The organism is Shewanella sp. MF05960 (genome assembly GCF_050849305.1).
Lineage (GTDB): Bacteria > Pseudomonadota > Gammaproteobacteria > Enterobacterales > Shewanellaceae > Shewanella.
The window spans coordinates 49,368-69,503 of sequence record NZ_JBOZPS010000012.1 but is presented as its reverse complement, the minus strand read 5'-3'; the positions used below and the strand labels follow the sequence as shown (position 1 = coordinate 69,503).

The window sequence follows — 20,136 nt, the reverse complement described above, 5'->3', positions numbered from 1 at the left end:
ATATTACAAGCCTAAAAATGACTTCGATTTAACCTTACGAATTTCTTTTTCGTCAGACCATTCAATTAAGCCTGTTTCAAGATCCATTAAGCGCATGGTCATTTTGTAGTACACGTCTTTGGTGCTGCCATCTTGCTTAACGATGCTCGATAAGTTGCCGTATAACATGTACTGCGCGCCAATTTGACGGCCAAATTTAATCGCGGTTGTTGGGTCTACCATGCCAGCATTATTTTGATAATCTAGTTGTTTACGCACAGTATCGACTTTTGTCATGTCGATAAAACGGAACTTACCAGAACGGAGTAACTTGTTGCTAATCGTGTCGGTAACAGACTCGGTATCAATATGCTCAGAGGTTTTGTTTTTAATTTTATCGACAAATATAATCGGACGATTATTTTGGGTAATGACAACCACTGGTGGGAATGTCATCATGCTGTCGACCATTTTAGCAGCAATGTCTTGCAGATCAGTTGATCCAAAGTTTTCGTTAACAGTTTCGACTTCAGTAGCATCGCCGTATTCTACTTTAGATTGACAGGCGCTCAGCCCTATCACTGCGGCTAACACAAATATCAGTTTCAAGTTTTTCATAATAAATTCCATTGGTGATGAGTGACAGTTGATAAGGGTTATCATCTATTAGATGATTATCGAATAAAAACGGGTACGATTTCCAGTCTCTATTGCCCAAATTAATGTTGTACGGCTTGGTTTTACTTCAATTTTCACATTTTGGCTGTTATTTAAGCGAATATCGTAGTCGCCAGCATCGATAAATTGCTTTGCTATTTGTGCTTGGCGCGGCAAGGTTAACCAGCTTCTGCGGTCTGCTTGTTCGCTAATCACGTTAAAAATTTGCATCACAAGTGCGCCAGCATCAACTTGATTGTTGGCTCGTCGGCTACTACTTTGCACACTTTGATTTAATTCGTACTTGGCGTAAATCCTTGCTGCCTGGCGAAATAACGCTGCAGGTAGGTCTTCTTTTAAGGCATTAATCGCTAATGCGTCGATATTGGCAATGTTTTGCGCTTCTAGATTATCACCCAAGCCTTGAATTAGACTTGTCGTGGTTAATTGTCGTTGCGGTTGATATGTGGCGAGTGACGCACTTTGTATATTGCCATTAATCGGAAACGGTACAGTAATACTTTGTTTTTCTGGCACAAAGCTTCGCTCAACAATGAATACCACTTGGCCTTGACCAGCCGTTGGCATCACCGCATCGCCCCAACGTTGTTGAAACTCATCAAATTGAGGCATGGCCAATTGCTTGGCTAAGCGGACTAAATCTTGTTGCAAGTAACGATTGTCTGGGGTGATTTGCGCGGCTTTACGGTAATCAATAAATGCATCGTTTGGCTCGTTAGCCAGTTCGTGCAGTAAGCCGGTTATGTAGTAGCTATATGCATTTAAAAATGAACTGGTGACGCTCCCAGCAGATTGGCCCAATTGCGCCATTTGCGCATCGATGGTGCCATTCGCCATATTTTGTACTGACTTTTGCGATTTTTGATAACGCGCTTGCTCAATGCTTTGCAGCTCATTACTGCGGCGCACTTCGACTAATGCGCCTTGTGCATCACCACTAAATAAATAATTAAATGCTTGATACTGGTGCACCATAATGCGCTCATAACCTGGGCCGCGATAAGGTATGGCATTGTCGTTTAGTAATAAACTGCTTGCGCCAGAGCCGAGTTTGCTAGCACTAATAATAGCTTTGTCGTCAAAGGCTTGATATGCCGAAATCGCTTGTTGATAATAGGTTTTACTGCGCTCAAAATCGCCGGCAATTTGCATAATTCGTCCCGACTCTTGGGCATAGAGCAGGCCATCATTGCCGCTAATATTGTCAGCTAAATCGGTGATATTTGCCGCTGGAGAGTCACTACTCAACTGCTGCTTATACGGGGCGATTTGTGAGGGATAATTGACAAACACACTGTTATAAGCACAACCCGACAGCCCGACCATGAGTAAAAACGCTATAGAGAGTGATTTTAGCATGGCATCACCTCTGGTTGAGACGTCATTAAGTCAATGCGTTCAAGTAAAGTAATGCCTTGCAGGTGGTCATATTCATGCTGGAAAATACGCGCAACAAAACCGTTTAACACTTGTTGTTGCCATTGTCCGTCAAGTGATTGGTATTGCACTTCAATTTGGCTATGACGCACAATACTTATGCGTTGCCCCGGGATGGATAAGCAGCCTTCAATGCCAGCTTCTGTGGCCGCTGAGGTTGATAATATCTTGGGGTTAACGACTACAGTTGGCGACATCACTGGGGCATCTGGATAGCGTTCATTTGGATTGGATGCCATGATAAACATTGCCACTGGGCTAAACACTTGTGTGGCCGCGATACCGACACCGTTAGCATTAAGCATGGTGCTAAGCATGCTATCGGCCAATGCACGCAATTTATCGTCAAACACCGTCACAGGCTCAGCTGTCAGCGTGAGAATATCATCGCCTGTTGTGGCTATTGTGAGGTGTTGATTTAAGTTCATGTATGCCTGCTAATCGTTAAGGGGAGCAATGACAAGCTATTTACCAATGAGCCCAACCACACGTGTGTTGTCATGGTATTGAGTATGACGATATTAATAGTGCGGTGGCGGTGTTTCATCGGCTTGGGATGCCATATTACTTGGCTCCATAGCTTGCATTTTGTTGACCATTAATAGCATTTGCTGTTGTAGTCTGGCAACTAATGTATTGAGTTTAATCACTTCTTGATTAAGTTCTTCAATGGTGATGTCTTGAAAAGAAAGCTTCATTTCAAGGTCGTCAATCTTCTGCAAAACGTGCTCCATATGGGCCTCTATTTATCTCTGTTACTGCTGCCAATATTCAATTAAACCTTGGCTACTAATGCTGACAATGGTGCCTTGGGCTGTCATTGCGGCAGAGTATACTACAGCGCCTCTGTTTTGGGTGTTTTTACTCAGCTGAACTTGCCAGTGCCCTGAGGATTCACCAGAGTCAACTTGCCACAAAAAAATCTCTTTTGAGGGCGTACCTGTGAGCAGTTGTGTATCATTTTTGACAAAGCGTGCCGAGGAAAAGTTCATTTGGCGGCGAATAATATTCAGTTTACTCAACGGCTCACCAGAAGCTGATTGCCACACGGTAGCATTGCCGGTGATGTCAGCCGCAAAACTTAAGCTGCCACTGTCGTTGATGAGAACTTTGGTAATACGTGAACTTAATTGCCATTGCTTGATGGGTTGGCCGCTTTGGCTATTCCATAACATCACTTTGCCATCATTTCCGCCTGTTAGCGCCGTTTGACCATCGGCACTTATCGATACGCTATTGACCTTTTCTTGATGGCCTAAAAATTGAATTAAACGACTTTTTTGTGGGGATAGTGACATCACGGAACCATCCACAAGTCCCACTAATGTTTGGCCATTATCGGCGATAGCGACACTTTGAGCATACGAGGGCAGTGACCACCACCCGACTGAGCTGCCATCATTTAAGCGCCAAATGGCTAATGAGCTACTGCTAATGGTCGCGGCAAAGGTATTGTTGGCTGATATTGCCGTATCGATGACATTACTGGTGTTATCTTGCTGACCTTGAAGCCATTGGTAGGACATGCTTGGGCCAGTTAAATCCCACACTTGTACCCCATTGTTGGCGGTGCTCACCAATGCTAATTGGCCGTCGGCAGACAAGCTCGCACTGTAACTGGCGTCAGTCGTGATCTCTACAACCTTGTTTGGTGCGGGTTGGCAACCTGATAAAAGCCATACGCACAGCCAAGTTGAGCAAAAAAACAGCATTGAAACCCGTGTCATGAACTTGCCCCTTGAATTATTGTCGTAAACCTTGTGATATAAGGTTGACCCAATGGTATAACCCCATTAACTAGTATAAAGTGGCAAGCGAACATGACCACTAAAACATCTCATAGTTAGAATGTATTAGGTTATTGTAACCACTAAAGGATGCTGAGGAAGCTTTAATGAAATCTATTTACAAATTATCGTTAGTTGCATTAGCTGTTGTTGGTTTGACTGCATGTAACCAAGAACAAGACGTAGCACAAAAGAAAGTAGAGTTAACAACTGACGCTCAAAAAGAAGCATACAGTGTGGGTGGTTCAATTGGTAAGTACATGTCTGGTCACATTAAAGAGCAAGAAGAGTTAGGTTTTGCTGTTGACCGTACTATGGTTATCAAAGGCTTTAGCGATGGCTTAGGCGAAGAAATGCAGTTGACCGAAGAAGAAATGCAAACTGTATTACAAGACCTAGACAAAAAGTTAAACGACAAGCGTTTAGAGCAAGCTGAAGCGTTAGCGGCTAAATCAGTTGCTGAAGGCAAAAAATTCTTAGAAGACAATAAAGCCAAAGAAGGCGTAACGACGACTGAATCTGGCCTTCAATACGAAGTATTAGAAGCGGGTAAAGGCGACAAACCTGCTGCAGAAGACACCGTTGAAGTACATTACCGTGGCACGTTAATTGACGGTACTGAGTTCGACAGTTCATATGCTCGTGGTGAAACGGCTAAGTTCCCATTAAACCGTGTTATTCCTGGTTGGACTGAAGGCGTACAGTTAATGCCTGTAGGCGCTAAGTATAAGTTTGTTATCCCTGCAGAACTTGCATATGGCGACCGCGATACTGGCACTATTCCAGCTAACTCAACATTGGTTTTCGAAGTTGAACTTGTGTCTGTAGAAAAAGCAGCTGCTGCCGCAGCTGCGACCAAGTAATAGTGTGAATACATGCTGACTCGTGTTTGGTGTTAACGCCCAAATGATTGAGTTAATAACAAAAAGGACGCTAAGCGTCCTTTTTTATTGGGTGTAACTTGGTCGTTTTACCCAGATATATTGCTAATAACCTAAGCCCGGGATAATAAACGCCTTTCAAACAGCCCTTTGCCCTGCTAACTGTGTTGAATCGACTTACAATAGGCTAGCTATTGACGCGTCAATTCGCCTTGTTAGCAGAACAAATGACAATCTTGAAAGTTAGGAGGTGTAACATGCTGATTTTAAATAACATAAGTTCACCCCTTATCCCGTACTCAGGTTAATAAACCTAACGTTTACAGCCACTTTAAACGATAAAATAAATACATTTGCAAGGCGATAAGGCCAAATAAGCCACCGCAGAATGCGGCGAATGCCCAGTTAGTCTCTGCACCTGGAATACCACCAATGTTGACGCCGAGCAGGCCAGTTAAAAAGCCCAGTGGTAAAAATACGGCCGATATCAAAGATAAAAAGTACAGCCGTTGGTTCACCTGTTCTGATTGTTGCGATTGCAGTTCTTCTTGCGTCACACTGGCCCTGTCACGTATGGCATCAAGATCTTCAATCACTCGAATTAAGGTTTCATGAATTTCACGTAAACGGACTTTGTCATTATCGTCAAAGAGCTCGTTGGTTTCGTGTAACATCCGCGAAAAGGCTTCACGCTGTGGCGCTAGGTAACGACGAAGCACTACGGTTTGACGGCGAAGTTCGGCAATGTCGGTACGTAAGCTTTTATTGACTTTAGTCACCACGCGCTCTTCTAACTCGTCGAGTTGCTCCTCAAGTTTACCGATAAATTCAACTTTACGATGCGTTAAACGTTCACAAATGGCCATGATAAATGCAGCGGTATCGATAGGGCCTTTACCTTGGGAAATGGCATCTGCAATGTCGATAACCGATTGCAGCTGACGCTCGCAGGTTGAAATGATTTTATGCTCTTCGGCATAAATGCGTATCGCGACCATATCTTCAGGATCTGAATTGGGATTTAAGTTCACTCCGCGCAGCGCTAACAACACTCCCTTGTTTGAGTTGACGACCCTAGGGCGAGTATCGGTGGCTAATAAGGTATCGGTTTCGACACGGTCGAGCCCCGAGTTAAGGATCCATTTACGGGCTTTAGGTTCACGATAGCGAAGGTGTAGCCACAATAAGCCATCCTGAGGCTGCCATTGAGCCACTTGCTCCTCGCTCAGAGACTGGCCTGCATTTGGCCCCGTTAACAGTAAGCTATAAATAAAACCAGTATTCATTGTTTATCATTCCAAGTGTTCGCTATCACAGCCATTAAGTTTGGCCCAGGTTTATTGGGTATATATATTGATTATAGCGAATGAAACCCTATATTTATCTAACATTTAATCAGATGTGGACTGATCCGACGACATTACAGGCAGCAGGTTTTGGTTTCTTCGGTTAAAATAGTGATAACGCTAATTACAGAGCAACAATAATGGAATATCAATTTCGTCGTAACCGTTTGGAAGGAACGGTTTTTGCTGAGTTTAGTATGGGGCATGAAGTATTAGGCCGCTGGTTTGCTGAAGATCTAGGTGACGATAACAGCCGAGCTAATAATATTCTAACTCAAATTATTTTAATTAAATCAGGCAGTAAAAACCAGTGGCGTCACGTCGGTGCTGACTTGACCATCGATATCGACACAGAACAGGTGCGAGTTTTTGCTAATGTCATCGATTTTGAAGAAGAGCATTATTTAGATGACGCAATGAATTTGTATGATGCGGAGTCGGAGTCGTATTGCGGTTTAGAAGACTTTGAGTCTGTATTGCAAAGCTGGCTTGCCTTTATTAATCAAAAATAATAATACCCCACACTCTGGTGTGGGGTATCGCCAATCGCAATGTTCATCAAAAGCGTGTTGACTGGGTGATTACTTTACAGCGTTTACTTGGCTAGTTATTAAGATAACGTACTGCCATTTCGGTGCGTGATTTGGCATTCGCTTTACGCAGTAAATTTTTTACATGCACTTTTACCGTGCCTTCACTGATGTGTAAGTCTTCAGAAATCATGCGATTACTTTTCCCTTCCGCAAGTTCCTGCAAAATTTGTAATTCACGTGGCGTGAGGCTTTCAATCCAGGTGTTGTCATCAGTAGCATTTTTTAGCTCGTAAAGATAAGCCTCAACTTCTTCGCTAATGACTCTATGGCCTAACATGGCTTTTTTGAGTTGCTCAAGTAATAAATCAGGCTCAGTGTCTTTAAGTAAATAACCATCAGCACCTGCACGAAGCAGTCTAATAACGTCTTGCTTGGCGTCTGATACGGTTAAAATGACAATTCTCGCGGTAACCCCTTCTTGGCGCATGGCGTTAAGCGTGTCGAGGCCTGACATACCTTTCATATTTAAGTCGAGTAAAATGATATCGGGTTCATTGTCAGCAACGGCTGTGAGTGCTTCTAAGCCAGTGCCCGTTTCGCCAAAAAGTAAAAAATCACTGTCTGAGGTGACAAGCTGGCAAATGCCACGGCGTAACAGGGGATGATCATCGACAACAAGTACGGAATACGGCTTACCCATTTAAAGGCTCCTGTTGAGGTGGAAAACTGAGCGTAACGGTGGTGCCGCCATGCTGATTACTGTTGAACGACACTATGCCATCTAGTTTATTAGCTCGTTCATGCATAATACCGATACCAAAATGTTGGTCGCGTTCTTGTAAATGTGCAACACCAATACCGTCATCGCATATCGCTATGGTTATCATACCATTTTTTGTTAACTGACAATCTACCATTATATGAGACGGACTGGCGTGTTTTATTGCATTTAGCGTTGCTTCGCGTATCAATTGCAAAATATGAATATGTTGCTTTGCTTCCAGTAAATGAGCCGACAGTTTGTAATTAAGCTTAATATCAACATCACTTTGTTGGCGCAATTGATCGAGCATGACCTCAATCGCCTGGCTTAAGTTGGGTTCTTTAATGGTTAATCTAAAGGTTGATAATAATTCACGTAATTGTACATACGCTGTACTCACGCCTTCATTGATCTCTATCAACTGCCCCTCAACTACTGGGCTGCGGCAGCTTTGATCTAAGCTTTTTCTAAGTAAACTGACCTGAATTTTTAAAAATGACAATAATTGCCCAATCGAATCATGTAACTCTCTGGCGATAACAGCACGTTCTTCCATTAACGCCAGTTGTTGGCGTTGTTCTGTTGCATTATGAATGGTGATAGAACGCGACAGCATCATGGCAAAATTTTCAAATAGCTGACGGTTTAAGGGCTGACTTGATATGACGTCTAAATAGCCCAGTTTGGTTGCCTCAATCGTTAATGGAAACTGTACTGACTTTATGTTGTTTGCTTCATCTGGCCAGCCGCCTTCCGCTTTAATGACATCGCTTGAGTCATCTTCATGCTTAATCACTAACCTGAGAAAATCCAGGTTTTCAAAGCCTTTCAGTTGATTGATTGCAGATTGTAACGCTTTGTAGTCGAGTTTATCGGCATGGAGCATAACGAGGTTGTCATAGAGGAAACCAAGCTCGTTATTGGCTCGAGTCAGAGCTAGGGTTTTGTCGTTAACTTGACCTTCTAAATCTTCATACAAATCGGCTAACTCGGCCGCCGTTTTTTTCAATGCATTACCCAGCGCGGTGAGCTCTATATAACCCGTTTTAGGCATCTCTACTTTAAAGTTACCCTTAGAGATTGTGGCCGCGCTGTCCATTAATAATTGCAACGGTTTAACAACTCGTTTACGCGTAAATAGTACCGAAATAAATGCAATCACAAGCAAAATCACTAAGCCAATAATTTGGCCAATAACCAGTAGTTTTAGCTTAAATGCCGCAAACAATTCCATCTTCAATACTAACGTATCAATGGTATCGACAAAGTCTTTTAATGCTACTGAATAAAGGCGTGCATTGCCTTCTTCAATGTAGGTTTTCATCACCTGCCATTTGTCGATAACCAACAAATATTGTTCGCTCAATTCTTGTGGGCTGTACCAGGAAAGCGTTCTTTTTAGTGCATCAGAATTAAGGGTATTTTCAAATTCGATAATTTTTTCATCGGTGTTGATGCTGCCGGCATTGGTAAAGAGCAATAAACGGTAACTTTGCATGCGCATTGAGCCAGAAGCATTAATCCCTTTCGCATCGTCTAGACTAAAAGTTAAGTTAACGATGGAAAACACTGCTAAGCTTGATGACAATAAAATCAGCAACAGCATTAAGCTTAAAATGGTGGAGGTAAGACTGCCTCGAGTGAACATAAAATCCTACTTAACATGACGAAAAAATGGAATATTGATCAGACAAAAATAGGGTTTTAACCCTTATCTAATCGTGTGTTCTACATTAGGTGTGTCTGCATTACATTAACCATTTTACAGAAATGTGAGATACATCCTGTTTACATGTTGATCTGGCGCAAACTTTCATCTCTATACCCCATTAGGGGTATGTCTAAGTTCGAGGTTAATGGCTACTTTTGTTAGTGGAGATGTCGTGATTATTAACATAAATATAATGTAACACGGAGATAAAGGGTGATGAAGATGAACGTAAAATCAATTGCACTCAGTGCTGTTATCGCTGCCAGCTTTATGGCTGCAGGCGCAATGGCGAGTGATAAAACCGAGCCTCGTAATGAGGTTTTTAAAGAAAATTTTCAAATCAATATAACAGCTGGCATGAAACTGATGAAAGCAAAGACGTTGTTGATATGTTGGAAAAAGTACCTAGTCTAGTTGTGTTATGGGCAGGTTACGGTTTTGCTAAAGACTATAGTGCACCACGTGGTCATATGTATGCAATTACTGACGTAACCAATTCATTACGCACGGGCGCACCCAAAAATGCAGAAGACGGTCCAATGCCAATGGCATGTTGGAGCTGTAAAAGCCCTGACGTACCTCGTATGATTGAAGAGCAAGGCGAAGACGGCTACTTTAGCGGTAAGTGGGCTAAAGGCGGACCAGAAATCGTTAATGTTCTAGGGTGTGGCGACTGTCATGAAAAGGGTTCACCAAAGTTACGCATATCACGTCCTTACGTTGATCGCGCAATGAACACAATCAATACCCCATTTGATAAAGCCTCTCGTAAAGATAAGCAATCAATGGTGTGTGCTCAATGTCACGTTGAATACTATTTCGAGAAAACAGCAGATCGTCCTGGTTTTGTTAAATTCCCTTGGGATATGGGTACCACTGTTGAGCAAATGGAAGTGTACTATGACAGCATAGAGTTCTCTGACTGGACTCATGCCGTGTCTAAAACACCTATGTTAAAAGCTCAACACCCTGGTTATGAAACTTGGAAAATGGGTACTCACGGTCAAAATAATGTGAGCTGTGTTGATTGTCATATGCCTAAAGTGACTAATGACAAAGGGCGCAAATATACTGACCATAAAGTGGGTAATCCATTTGATCGCTTTGAAGAAACCTGTGCAACATGTCATAGCCAAAGCAAAGAGTTTATGGTTAAGCAAGTTGAAGAGAGTAAGCATAAAGCAGCAGATTTAAAAGCGCGTGTTGAAGCACAACTCGTTAAAGCTCACTTTGAAGCGAAAGCTGCTTGGGATGCCGGCGCGACTGAAGCTGAAATGAAGCCAATTCTAATGGATATTCGTCATTCACAATGGCGTTGGGATTTTGCAACTGCATCACATGGTGCCTCAACTCATGCTCCAGCTGAAGTATTGCGTATTTTAGGTACTGCATTAGATAAAGCTGCTGATGCTCGTGTTAAATTGGCTCAGGTATTAGGTGCTAAAGGTGTTAAACAACCTATTGCATATCCTGATACTTCGACTAAAGCAAAAGCGCAAGCAGCATTAGGCATGGATATGAAAACCATGAATGCTGAAAAAGCTGAATTCAAGAAAACACTTGTGCCTAAGTGGACTGAAGAAGCGAAGAAACGCGAAGCAACCTATAAGTAATCAGCAATGATGGAATAGCGACTTATACCGTTATTTTGTTAATGATTAGCCAAAACCGCTCCCTAGTGAGCGGTTTTTATTTTTGCGGTTTAATACCAATCCGCATTAATAAGTGACCACTCAGAATACATCTAGCGGTTTTTGATTAAGGCGTCGTTATGTCGTCATGGTTGTTCTTTTTCAAATAGCGAGTACGTAGCGTAAAAGCTGCTTATTTCAGCGATAATTCTTTTCATCACTCTGATTTGTCAATAACTACCATTTCTAATCTTTCTCAGCCATCGCGACTTTTTGCTCTTATAACTCTCTGTTTCCACAATACTCATTTTTCAACATCCTCAGTTTTCAACATCCTCAGTTTTCAACATCCTCAGTTTTCATAATCTTATTTTAATTAACAGTGTCCCTCCTTTAACTCATACAAATGGATTGACACCGTTGTTGCACCAAAATAAGGCGCTACTGATTTTTTAATGCACGCCATTGGTGCTTTTGTATACGTCTATAATCAAGAATATAAATTAAAGTGTTTTAAAACATAGCTTTAAAAAAGTGGCCTAATGATTGAATTAGTTAATACAACAAATCAATAACAACTATATTTTTTCACACTTTTGGAGGTCGAGATGAAACTCGTCAGCGCTATCATCAAACCATTTAAATTGGATGATGTCCGTGAAGCCATTGCAGGCATGGGCATTGAGGGTATGACTGTTACTGAAGTTAAAGGCTTTGGACGCCAAAAAGGGCACACAGAGCTTTATCGTGGTGCAGAGTATCAAGTGGATTTTTTACCGAAAGTAAAATTAGAAATTGCCACTAAATCTGAAAACTTAGAAATGTTAATTGAAGCGATCACCACCGCGGCTCATACCGGTAAAATCGGTGATGGCAAAATTTTTGTGACTGAATTAGAACAAGCGATCCGTATCCGTACGGGTGAACTTGATAACGAAGCGTTATAGGGGGCAATTATGGAAGAATTAACAAAATTAGGGCTCACAGTAACTGAATTACGTTTCGCATTAGATACCTTCTACTTTTTAATTTCAGGTGCGTTGGTCATGTGGATGGCTGCTGGTTTTGCCATGTTAGAAGCTGGACTTGTCCGCTCTAAAAACACCACAGAAATTTTAACTAAAAACGTGTGTTTATACTCAATCGCTTGTGCCATGTTTTTGCTTGTTGGCTACAACATTATGTACGTTGACAATACTGAAGGTGGTATTTTGCCATCGTTTGGTTCGTTAATTGGCTCACAAGCAAGCGATGCAGACCATGCATTAGAGTCTGACTTCTTCTTCCAGGTTGTGTTTGTGGCAACTGCGATGTCTATCGTATCAGGTGCAGTAGCAGAACGTATGAAACTGTGGTCTTTCTTAGCATTCTCTGTAGTAATGACAGCCGTTATTTACCCTGTTGAAGGTTACTGGACATGGGGCGGCGGATTTTTATCAGAAGCCGGTTTCTTTGACTTTGCTGGTAGCGGTATTGTGCACATGGCTGGCGCGGCTGCTGCAATTTCGGGTGTATTGTTACTCGGTGCACGTAAAGGCAAGTATGGCGCGAACGGTCAAGTTAACCCTATTCCTGGTTCAAACTTACCGATGGCGACATTAGGGATGTTCATTTTATGGATGGGTTGGTTTGGTTTTAACGGTGGTTCACAGTTATTAGTGTCTGATGCTGAAAACGCAACCGCAGTAGCTAAAATCTTTGTTAATACCAACTCAGCCGCGGCCTTTGGTGCAATCTCTTCTCTACTCGTTTGTAAGGTAGTTTGGGGCAAAGCCGACTTAACCATGATTTTAAACGGTGCGTTAGCTGGTTTAGTTGCCATTACCGCAGACCCATTATCGCCATCATTCTTAATGGCTGCCGTGATTGGTTTAGTTGCAGGTGCCGTGGTTATATTCTCTATCATCGCATTAGACCGTATCAAAATTGATGACCCAGTCGGTGCGATTTCTGTTCACGGTGTAGCCGGTTTCTTAGGCTTAATGTTAGTACCTTTATCAAATGCCGATGCAAGCTTTGGTAGTCAGTTATATGGCGCAGCAGTTATCTTTACCTGGGTATTTTCTGCATCGTTACTCGTATGGTTTGTGTTAAAAATGACCATGGGCATTCGAGTGACAGAAGAAGAAGAATACAACGGTATGGATGTGTCTGACTGTGGTGTTGATGCATACCCTGAGTTTGTGAGTGTTAAATCTGCAAGTTAATTAGATCCGTCAACGACGTATAAAAAACAGAACCTTCGGGTTCTGTTTTTTCATATTTGTAGTAAGTTGGTGGCATATGATGTAAATAATACCATTGCGCATTAATAAGTGACCACTCAGAATGTATCCAGCGGTGTTTGATTAAGGCGTCGCTATGCAGTAATGGTTGTTCCCTTTCAAATAGCGAGAACGCAAAGCAAAAGCCGCAGGGGCATTCCTTTCAGGCGAGTTTTAAAAGGGCTTACACTGCGTTGCATGACTTCGAAAGAGAACAACTATTCATTCAGTCATACGCCTTGTTTAAGCCCTTTTAAATTCTAGCTGAGAGATCATTTACTAACACGCAATGGTATAAAGAGGCATGTGGCAATGGTGAATCAATTTAAGTTGGCTTGCGTAATATCATTGGTGATGTTGAGTTTTGCTGTGAATGCAGGCACTGTTGTGGTGCGTAAATCCTCTGAAGCATTGATGCATTTGCGGTGCGTAACGAGGTTTTGTTGCAACATGAATGGCAACAGTTAATGAGACAACAACAGCAATTAAATATTTTGCAATCTCTCCCGTTAAACTGCATTTCTGTCGATACTACCTACCTATACTTTCAATGTGGTCAATATCATTACCGACCTTATCAATATCAAGACCGACAATTATTTATCGAAATTGACCCTTATCAACGCAATCCTTCTTTACCCAAATAATCATCATAGTGCGCAACACTCTAAGCAATACTCTGCACAATGAGTGTCAATTAGTGGCTGAAATTAGGACTATTGACTACGCTTTTAGATAGCTTAGTCCTATCTGAGGGTTGAATTATGTTCGCTTATCACCCAAGCAGGAGCGCCAAAAAGGCATTATGCCCGAATCAAAATGGATTTTTATCTAGTGTAAAAATATTAAGCTTTATCGCTCTGAGGCTAATCACGCCAAGTGCTAAAGTACTGAGAGTCAGGTCATTTATCTTAATCGGCTTAATATGCAGCTTAACCGCTTGTCAGTCTACCTCATCAGCAGTTAAGCAACTTGATGTACAGACCCTATTTAAAGATGAGCTGTTTACGCCTGTAAGCACCATTAATGTGGATGATATTTATCGTTTGCCTGCATCCTTTGTTGCTAAATTTAGACGTCAATATCAAGCTGAAAATTCTCTTCGTAGTCACAATAAGTTAGCCAATGAATGGTTAGCGCAATATATTGGAGCACAGGCGGGGGGATTTGAATACCGTGATCATTACACTCGTTCTGCCAGTGAAACCGTGTTAAATCGACAAGGCAATTGCATGTCTTTGGTTGTGTTGTCTGCTGCGCTAGCTGACGTGTTAGGCGTACCTGTTGAGTTTAACGATATTGATGTTGAACCTATTTGGGACCGTCGCGGCGGATTTTTCTTGGTCAATGGCCATGTGAATTTGAGTTTGATGCCGCCAGAAAATAATCATACCGTGCTATTTAGAGGGGCAGAGGTGTTGGTTGATTTTTTACCTGAGCGTTCGGTTCGAGCGTACAAGAAAAAGCAGGTCAATAAACGCCAACTTAGCGCTATGTATTACAACAACATTGCCGCTGAAGCTTTAATTAACAGTGATTATGACAGGGCTTATGCTCTGGTGAAAAAAGCCATCATTTTACATCCGCGTTATGTTGCTGCCATTAATACACTTGCCGTTATTTATCGCCATAAAGGTGACAACGATGCCGCCGAACGGGTATATCGCACCGCACTGAATGTTGACCCTCACGATTTATCTACATTGTATAATTTGGCGTTAATATTAGGCGAGCAAGATCGCTTAGAAGAGTGGGCGCAAGTGCATAAAGTGCTTGAACTGGCACGTATTAATAATCCTTTTTATTATTTTGATATGGCTCAGCAAGCTTATTTTGATAAACAATATCAAGATGCGTTGGTGTGGTACAAACGTGCCGTTGAAAAAGCAGATTATCGCCATGAGTTTTATTTTGGTTTATCGCGAGCATATTGGGCAACGGGTGAGGAGCGCTTGGCAGAGAAAAATATGAAGCGGGCTTTAGCGTTAAGTGATGGCAATAATAAACAGCGCTACCAAAGTAAATTACAAGCAATGAAACAGCGTTAACATGTTAATGCTGAGTTGATTCAAGATTTATCTATTCAGTTGTTTAACGCGTTATCGAGTGAGTTGATTGTAATATTGCGCGGGTTGGTAACTATTTTTCTCTGCTAAATCGAGGATCTCTTGGTAACGATAAGACTGCTTTAGCGTTGATATTGCAAGGTCTACGATGGCGGCAGTGTGTTTGTCATGGCAAGCAATTTTGCGTTCAGCAGGAGCAAATAATGCCACTTCAGTCACCGGGAGGCTGGTATTGAGTTTGTCACGTAGTTGGTGGCGATAATACTCAAAAATACGACGCTCGAGCACAATTGATTGTGTATGGCCATTAAACAGCATGACTACCTGACTTTTTTGATTTGATATTTCGCTGTAACTTGAGCTGGCTGTTGCTAATGCTTCAAATTCGTCACCAAGGTAATTTTTTGCGTTTTGAAATCCCAAAATAGTGATGGGTTTAAGATCTTGTACATTATTAACCTGTAAATGATTTTTAGTTAAATAAAATACACTATTTTGATACTCAATTAAGCTTTGGGTGTAAAACATCCCCTCGACATTATCTGGTGTATTCACCATGCAATCGATTATTTTAGTATTCACTAATCGTTGTGCGCGTAGATTCGGCGCATGCACCAGCTCTTTAATTGCAATGTCGTTAAGCTCAAGCGCGGCAAGCAATAAGTCATATTGCACACCCTGTGGTTTATCAGCAAAAAAATAGGGCGCTATGCTGTTACTTGTTGAGAAGCTGATTTGTTTTAAACTTGGTAAGGATGCTTGTTGATAGTGCTCTGCATGCTGGTCAACTAATGGGTGGGCTTTTTCAGAAGGATGAATCGTTTCTGTCGGATCGGCAACAACGGTGACCGTTGAAACGGTGTGACCGATAAATGAGCTAAGCGTGATGAGCAAAAAAATAATGCCAAATTTCAAACGTTAACTTCCTTCTATTGCTACTGACTCATTGAAACGTATGTATTGAAAAATCGCTTCCTTGTAATGACGTCACTCTGCGAAGTATTACGTGTTAAGTATCGAGTGTTAGGGATCGATTGTTAGAGTTCTACGATGATGTCATTGAGCTCATTAAGATAAACACTAACCGTTAAAATATAGTTGTAAAGCGTGCCATTATCAATGCGGTTAGATTGCACGAGTATGACTTTTCTGCACATAACTTAACGTTAATGGTAACGATGACTTATTATCGGCTGTGATGAATAATACTTGATTGATTTGTCGATAGATACTGGTTAAATTGAAGATTCTTGTTCATTTTCCTGATGTACTCTACTCGTTTTCTATATCACTTTTATGAATTAATTTTTCTGTTTTTCAATCTATTGAATCAGAGTTCCAGTAGGTTTTGCCGGAGTTGTAACCACTATGTATTATCAAAATGACGATATTCGTATCGATGAAATAAAAGAATTGCTACCTCCGATCGCGATTCTTGAACGATTTCCGGCAACTGAAAATGCATCAGCAACCGTGTTTAATGCGCGTAACAATATCCATCATATTTTGACCAGAAAGGACGACCGCCTATTAGTGATTATTGGCCCTTGCTCTATTCATGATCCGGTTGCAGCACTTGAGTACGGCCAACGTTTAGTGGCATTGCGTGAACAATATAAAGATCAGCTTGAAATTGTAATGCGAGTGTATTTTGAAAAACCTCGTACTACCGTTGGCTGGAAAGGATTGATCAATGACCCTTATATGGACAATAGCTTTCAATTAAATGATGGTTTACGTACCGCTCGTAAGCTTCTTGTTGATTTAAATGAGCATGGCATGCCTACGGCGGGTGAGTTTCTCGATATGATTACGCCGCAGTACGTGGCTGACATGATGTGCTGGGGCGCCATTGGTGCTCGCACTACAGAATCACAAGTACATCGTGAACTGTCATCAGGTTTGTCTTGTCCTGTTGGGTTTAAAAACGGTACCGATGGCACGATTAAAGTGGCAATCGATGCAATTGGTGCTGCAAATGCACCACATCATTTTTTATCGGTTACCAAGTTTGGCCACTCTGCGATTGTGTCGACCAAGGGTAATCCTGATTGTCATATTATTTTACGCGGTGGCCGTGAGCCAAACTACAGCGCCGAGCATGTCAAAGATATCTCTGTGCAATTGGCAAAAGCAAATGTTGCCGATAATATTATGATCGATTTTAGCCATGCAAACAGTAGTAAAGATTATAAAAAGCAAATGCTCGTTGCTGATGATGTCGCGGGGCAAATCTCTGCCGGTAATCAAGCTATATTTGGTGTGATGGTTGAAAGCCATTTGGTGGAAGGTCGTCAAGACTTAGTGGAAGGTGTAGCGCTGTGTTATGGACAAAGTATTACCGATGCCTGCATAGGTTGGACAGATACCGAGTCATTACTTGCGACACTCAGCCAAAGTGTGATTGAGCGTCGCAAAAAGTAACTAATTGATATTAATAAAAAATAAGGCGCAATATGCGCCTTATTTTTTTACCTGTTCGACTAAATATTCATTTGCTTTTGCCAAGCTGCCAAAGGCTGAAATAAGATTATCGCGGCCTTTATCTTGTAATTCAGGATTACCTGATTCAATCATCATCCATACCCAGGTTTGTATTAGTTGTAATGGTGGGTATTGAACTTTCGTGCTATCCAACATAAAGCATCCTTCAAACTGTAAATCGTTGTTTGCTTATAACCAAACAGTCGTTTCTTTATACCTGAAGAGTATCAAATAATATCCATAGAAATAACTCTATTTGGGCTTTAAAAGCACAAAATGATGAAATAAAACCAGATAGTAGTATAAAAGTGTTTGTTTATGGCTAACGCAGTAAGTCTAAAGTGCTACATTTTTTAATGGCAACAAGTGAAATGGCTTATTATACCTTCGTGTTTAATCAAGTAGAATGTGACGCAAGTCTGATAAGAAAATGCTTTATAATAAGACAATATTGATAAACCTCATGAACACATTGCCACGTTAAGCGGCCTAACATTGGAGTCACGATGAGACCTTCTGCGTATTTTGAAGGCCCAGTAGGGAAACTAAACTGGCATGTTTTACGATTATTATGGCCGTATCTCATTGAGTTTAAAGGCCGCGTTCTATTGGCCATGTTGTGTTTAGTTATTGCTAAAATTGCGAGCGTAGGCTTACCGTTTATTCTGAAAGATCTTGTCGACACCTTAGATAAGTCAAGTACAGCACAGGTCTTAGCAGTGCCGTTTGGTTTGGTTGTCGCATATGGTGCTATTCGTTTTTTAAACGTGATTATTGGTGAGGTGCGCGACACCTTATTTGGCCGGGTGACAGAACGCGCTATTCGTCGTTTAGGGCTGACTGTGTTTGATCATTTGCATCGCCTAGATCTCGATTTTCATCTTGATCGCCGTACCGGGGGTTTGTCTCGTGATATTGAGCGAGGCACGAGTGGTGTGAGCTTTTTAATGCGCTTTATGGTGTTTAATATTGTGCCTACGTTGCTCGAAATTACGTTAGTTATCGGCATTTTCTTTTTTAATTACGGTATTAACTTTGCACTCATCACCTTAGTTTCAGTGATTACCTATATTGGCTATTCGATAAGAGCAACTGAGTGGCGCACCGAATATGTGCGCGATGCAGCAAAAGCTGACTCACTAGCTAATACCCGTGCGATAGACAGCTTGTTGAATTATGAAACGGTAAAATATTTTAATAACGAACACTACGAATCACAGCGTTATGATGATGCGCTAGCCCAATGGGAAGTTGCTAAGCGTAAAAACCGCTTATCGTTATTGGCTCTTAATGGTGGCCAGGCATTAATTATTGCTATAGCAATGACCGCAATGATGGCATTAGCAGCACACCAAGTCGCAATGGATGTGATGACCATTGGTGATTTTGTATTGATTAATGCCTTTATGATGCAGTTATTTATTCCGCTTAATTTTTTAGGTTTTGTATACCGTGAAATCCGTGGCGCATTAGCCAATATCGAACGTATGTTTGATATTATGGCTAATGTACCGCAAGTAGAAGATCAAGATAACGCTTCACCACTAAGTCCAAGTATTGGTGCTATAAAATTCAATGATGTCAGTTTTCAATATGATCAACGGTCTATTTTAAAGCAGGTGAGTTTTGATGTCCCCGCAGGTAAAAAAATTGCTGTCGTCGGCGACAGTGGGGCTGGCAAGTCGACCATTATTAAGCTTCTGTTCCGTTTTTATGATGTAAAAAGTGGTGCAATTACCATAGATGGTGTCGATATACGTGATTTGACTCAACTCGCATTGCGTAAAGCCATTGCTGTGGTGCCACAAGATACTGTGTTATTTAACGATTCAATCTATGAAAATATTCGTTATGGTCGCCCAGACGCGACAGAAGAGGACATTAAGCAAGCGACTCAACTAGCCCACTTAAGCGACTTTATTGAATCACTCCCGGATAAAGGTGACACCAAAGTTGGAGAGCGAGGTTTAAAACTGTCGGGTGGTGAAAAACAGCGCGTCGCTATTGCGCGGGCAGTGTTAAAAGGCGCGCCTATTTTAGTGTTCGATGAGGCAACATCATCATTAGACTCTCGTTCAGAGCAAGCAATATTAAGTGCATTACGCGATGTAGCTAAAGGCCATACGAGTTTAGTCGTAGCACACCGTTTGTCGACCATTATCGATGCGGATCAAATCGTGGTGCTCAGTAAAGGATGTATCGTTGAGCACGGTACTCATAGTAGTTTATTAGCGCAACAAGGCTTGTATTCACGTTTATGGCATATTCAACATGAACAAAATGAGTTGCAGGCAAATTAATGAAAAGGGTTAACGGGGTCAGCACGATTATGAGTGCTGTATTCTCGTGATTGAACTTTATTGGCGATAGATGAGTATTGTTACATTTATAATGAATGTTTGTTTTGACGACAAAGATTAACGCAGTTACCCTTATAGCCAATTAGTTTGAAGATGCTCTGAATCATGTATTTTTTAGCTTGATTGGGGATACCCAATATCAATGATATAACTTATTTGCGATATACTGCTTTGTTTTCTAAATATCTTATTAATCAATTAGTTTTTAAATTAAGG

18 protein-coding genes and 1 pseudogene are annotated in these 20,136 nt (G+C 41.5%); 9 read left to right on the top strand and 10 right to left on the bottom strand.

Annotated elements, in window-relative coordinates; all coding sequences use genetic code 11:
• Window positions 1-3: 3 nt before the first annotated feature.
• The 5 genes from lpoB to ACROAE_RS13355 all read right to left on the bottom strand — a co-directional run bounded on the left by lpoB (window position 4) and on the right by ACROAE_RS13355 (window position 3,821).
• Complete coding sequence (gene lpoB / locus ACROAE_RS13375) at window positions 4-597, bottom strand: penicillin-binding protein activator LpoB (protein ID WP_188958353.1); 594 nt, start codon at window positions 595-597, stop codon at window positions 4-6.
• Between the two features lie 48 nt (window positions 598-645).
• Window positions 646-2,016 (bottom strand): COG3014 family protein, encoded by a 1,371-nt coding sequence (locus ACROAE_RS13370; RefSeq protein ID WP_432402524.1) that lies wholly within the window; start codon window positions 2,014-2,016, stop codon window positions 646-648.
• Window positions 2,010-2,522: a peptide deformylase gene (gene def / locus ACROAE_RS13365; protein WP_432402522.1), complete on the bottom strand. Its 513-nt coding sequence runs from the start codon at window positions 2,520-2,522 to the stop codon at window positions 2,010-2,012. Before def ends, ACROAE_RS13370 begins: the two co-directional genes overlap by 7 nt.
• Before the next feature lie 93 nt (window positions 2,523-2,615).
• Entirely contained in the window at window positions 2,616-2,828 is a 213-nt protein-coding gene (locus tag ACROAE_RS13360) for a SlyX family protein (RefSeq protein ID WP_432402520.1), read from the bottom strand.
• A 21-nt stretch (window positions 2,829-2,849) separates the two neighbouring features.
• Window positions 2,850-3,821 (bottom strand): WD40 repeat domain-containing protein, encoded by a 972-nt coding sequence (locus ACROAE_RS13355; RefSeq protein WP_432402518.1) that lies wholly within the window; start codon window positions 3,819-3,821, stop codon window positions 2,850-2,852.
• Window positions 3,822-3,988: 167 nt separating this feature from the next.
• On the opposite strand from ACROAE_RS13355, the gene fkpA reads away from it, so the two are divergent.
• On the top strand, window positions 3,989-4,744 hold the full coding sequence (gene fkpA / locus ACROAE_RS13350) for an FKBP-type peptidyl-prolyl cis-trans isomerase (RefSeq protein ID WP_432402516.1): 756 nt from the start codon (window positions 3,989-3,991) through the stop codon (window positions 4,742-4,744).
• Window positions 4,745-5,082: 338 nt separating this feature from the next.
• On the opposite strand, the gene ACROAE_RS13345 is transcribed toward fkpA, so the two are convergent.
• Window positions 5,083-6,048, bottom strand: coding sequence for a zinc transporter ZntB (locus tag ACROAE_RS13345; protein ID WP_432402514.1), 966 nt, complete (start codon window positions 6,046-6,048; stop codon window positions 5,083-5,085).
• Window positions 6,049-6,248: 200 nt separating this feature from the next.
• Between ACROAE_RS13345 and ACROAE_RS13340 the strand changes: the two genes are divergently transcribed.
• A complete protein-coding gene (locus ACROAE_RS13340) occupies window positions 6,249-6,620 on the top strand; it encodes a YacL family protein (protein ID WP_432402512.1) in 372 nt (123 codons plus the stop codon).
• 91 nt (window positions 6,621-6,711) lie between these two features.
• Here the strand turns inward: ACROAE_RS13340 and ACROAE_RS13335 are convergent, their stop codons facing one another.
• Both ACROAE_RS13335 and narQ read right to left on the bottom strand, forming a co-directional pair.
• Window positions 6,712-7,341: a response regulator gene (locus tag ACROAE_RS13335; RefSeq protein ID WP_432402510.1), complete on the bottom strand. Its 630-nt coding sequence runs from the start codon at window positions 7,339-7,341 to the stop codon at window positions 6,712-6,714.
• Window positions 7,334-9,052 carry a nitrate/nitrite two-component system sensor histidine kinase NarQ gene (gene narQ, locus ACROAE_RS13330; protein ID WP_432402508.1) on the bottom strand — a complete coding sequence of 573 codons (1,719 nt, stop codon included), beginning with the start codon at window positions 9,050-9,052 and terminating at the stop codon, window positions 7,334-7,336. Before narQ ends, ACROAE_RS13335 begins: the two co-directional genes overlap by 8 nt.
• A 279-nt stretch (window positions 9,053-9,331) precedes the next feature.
• On the opposite strand from narQ, the pseudogene nrfA reads away from it, so the two are divergent.
• The 5 genes and pseudogenes from nrfA (at window position 9,332) to ACROAE_RS13305 (ending at window position 15,058) form a co-directional block, all read left to right on the top strand.
• Window positions 9,332-10,728: pseudogene (gene nrfA / locus ACROAE_RS13325) on the top strand (ammonia-forming nitrite reductase cytochrome c552 subunit).
• A 626-nt stretch (window positions 10,729-11,354) separates the two neighbouring features.
• A complete protein-coding gene (locus ACROAE_RS13320; RefSeq protein WP_432402506.1) occupies window positions 11,355-11,693 on the top strand; it encodes a P-II family nitrogen regulator in 339 nt (112 codons plus the stop codon).
• 9 nt (window positions 11,694-11,702) lie between these two features.
• Window positions 11,703-12,953 carry an ammonium transporter gene (locus ACROAE_RS13315; protein WP_432402504.1) on the top strand — a complete coding sequence of 417 codons (1,251 nt, stop codon included), beginning with the start codon at window positions 11,703-11,705 and terminating at the stop codon, window positions 12,951-12,953.
• Window positions 12,954-13,477: 524 nt separating this feature from the next.
• Window positions 13,478-13,657, top strand: coding sequence for a hypothetical protein (locus ACROAE_RS13310; protein WP_432402502.1), 180 nt, complete (start codon window positions 13,478-13,480; stop codon window positions 13,655-13,657).
• Window positions 13,658-13,774: 117 nt separating this feature from the next.
• On the top strand, window positions 13,775-15,058 hold the full coding sequence (locus ACROAE_RS13305; RefSeq protein ID WP_432402500.1) for a tetratricopeptide repeat protein: 1,284 nt from the start codon (window positions 13,775-13,777) through the stop codon (window positions 15,056-15,058).
• A gap of 51 nt (window positions 15,059-15,109) precedes the next feature.
• Here ACROAE_RS13305 and ACROAE_RS13300 read toward each other — a convergent pair whose 3' ends face one another.
• Window positions 15,110-15,991 carry a substrate-binding periplasmic protein gene (locus tag ACROAE_RS13300; RefSeq protein WP_432402498.1) on the bottom strand — a complete coding sequence of 294 codons (882 nt, stop codon included), beginning with the start codon at window positions 15,989-15,991 and terminating at the stop codon, window positions 15,110-15,112.
• A gap of 453 nt (window positions 15,992-16,444) precedes the next feature.
• On the opposite strand from ACROAE_RS13300, the gene aroG reads away from it, so the two are divergent.
• Window positions 16,445-17,500: a 3-deoxy-7-phosphoheptulonate synthase AroG gene (gene aroG / locus ACROAE_RS13295; RefSeq protein WP_432402496.1), complete on the top strand. Its 1,056-nt coding sequence runs from the start codon at window positions 16,445-16,447 to the stop codon at window positions 17,498-17,500.
• Window positions 17,501-17,539: 39 nt separating this feature from the next.
• Here the strand turns inward: aroG and ACROAE_RS13290 are convergent, their stop codons facing one another.
• Complete coding sequence (locus tag ACROAE_RS13290) at window positions 17,540-17,716, bottom strand: hypothetical protein (protein ID WP_160053507.1); 177 nt, start codon at window positions 17,714-17,716, stop codon at window positions 17,540-17,542.
• Window positions 17,717-18,066: 350 nt separating this feature from the next.
• On the opposite strand from ACROAE_RS13290, the gene ACROAE_RS13285 reads away from it, so the two are divergent.
• Window positions 18,067-19,860 carry an ABCB family ABC transporter ATP-binding protein/permease gene (locus ACROAE_RS13285; protein WP_432402494.1) on the top strand — a complete coding sequence of 598 codons (1,794 nt, stop codon included), beginning with the start codon at window positions 18,067-18,069 and terminating at the stop codon, window positions 19,858-19,860.
• Window positions 19,861-20,136: the final 276 nt, after the last annotated feature.

Coding starts and splice junctions, on each gene's coding strand:
- lpoB (WP_188958353.1), bottom strand. CDS start 597: ATGAAAAACTTGAAACTGATATTTGTGTTAGCCGCAGTGATAGGGCTG.
- ACROAE_RS13370 (WP_432402524.1), bottom strand. CDS start 2,016: ATGCTAAAATCACTCTCTATAGCGTTTTTACTCATGGTCGGGCTGTCG.
- def (WP_432402522.1), bottom strand. CDS start 2,522: ATGAACTTAAATCAACACCTCACAATAGCCACAACAGGCGATGATATT.
- ACROAE_RS13360 (WP_432402520.1), bottom strand. CDS start 2,828: ATGGAGCACGTTTTGCAGAAGATTGACGACCTTGAAATGAAGCTTTCT.
- ACROAE_RS13355 (WP_432402518.1), bottom strand. CDS start 3,821: ATGACACGGGTTTCAATGCTGTTTTTTTGCTCAACTTGGCTGTGCGTA.
- fkpA (WP_432402516.1), top strand. CDS start 3,989: ATGAAATCTATTTACAAATTATCGTTAGTTGCATTAGCTGTTGTTGGT.
- ACROAE_RS13345 (WP_432402514.1), bottom strand. CDS start 6,048: ATGAATACTGGTTTTATTTATAGCTTACTGTTAACGGGGCCAAATGCA.
- ACROAE_RS13340 (WP_432402512.1), top strand. CDS start 6,249: ATGGAATATCAATTTCGTCGTAACCGTTTGGAAGGAACGGTTTTTGCT.
- ACROAE_RS13335 (WP_432402510.1), bottom strand. CDS start 7,341: ATGGGTAAGCCGTATTCCGTACTTGTTGTCGATGATCATCCCCTGTTA.
- narQ (WP_432402508.1), bottom strand. CDS start 9,052: ATGTTCACTCGAGGCAGTCTTACCTCCACCATTTTAAGCTTAATGCTG.
- ACROAE_RS13320 (WP_432402506.1), top strand. CDS start 11,355: ATGAAACTCGTCAGCGCTATCATCAAACCATTTAAATTGGATGATGTC.
- ACROAE_RS13315 (WP_432402504.1), top strand. CDS start 11,703: ATGGAAGAATTAACAAAATTAGGGCTCACAGTAACTGAATTACGTTTC.
- ACROAE_RS13310 (WP_432402502.1), top strand. CDS start 13,478: ATGAGACAACAACAGCAATTAAATATTTTGCAATCTCTCCCGTTAAAC.
- ACROAE_RS13305 (WP_432402500.1), top strand. CDS start 13,775: ATGTTCGCTTATCACCCAAGCAGGAGCGCCAAAAAGGCATTATGCCCG.
- aroG (WP_432402496.1), top strand. CDS start 16,445: ATGTATTATCAAAATGACGATATTCGTATCGATGAAATAAAAGAATTG.
- ACROAE_RS13290 (WP_160053507.1), bottom strand. CDS start 17,716: ATGTTGGATAGCACGAAAGTTCAATACCCACCATTACAACTAATACAA.
- ACROAE_RS13285 (WP_432402494.1), top strand. CDS start 18,067: ATGAGACCTTCTGCGTATTTTGAAGGCCCAGTAGGGAAACTAAACTGG.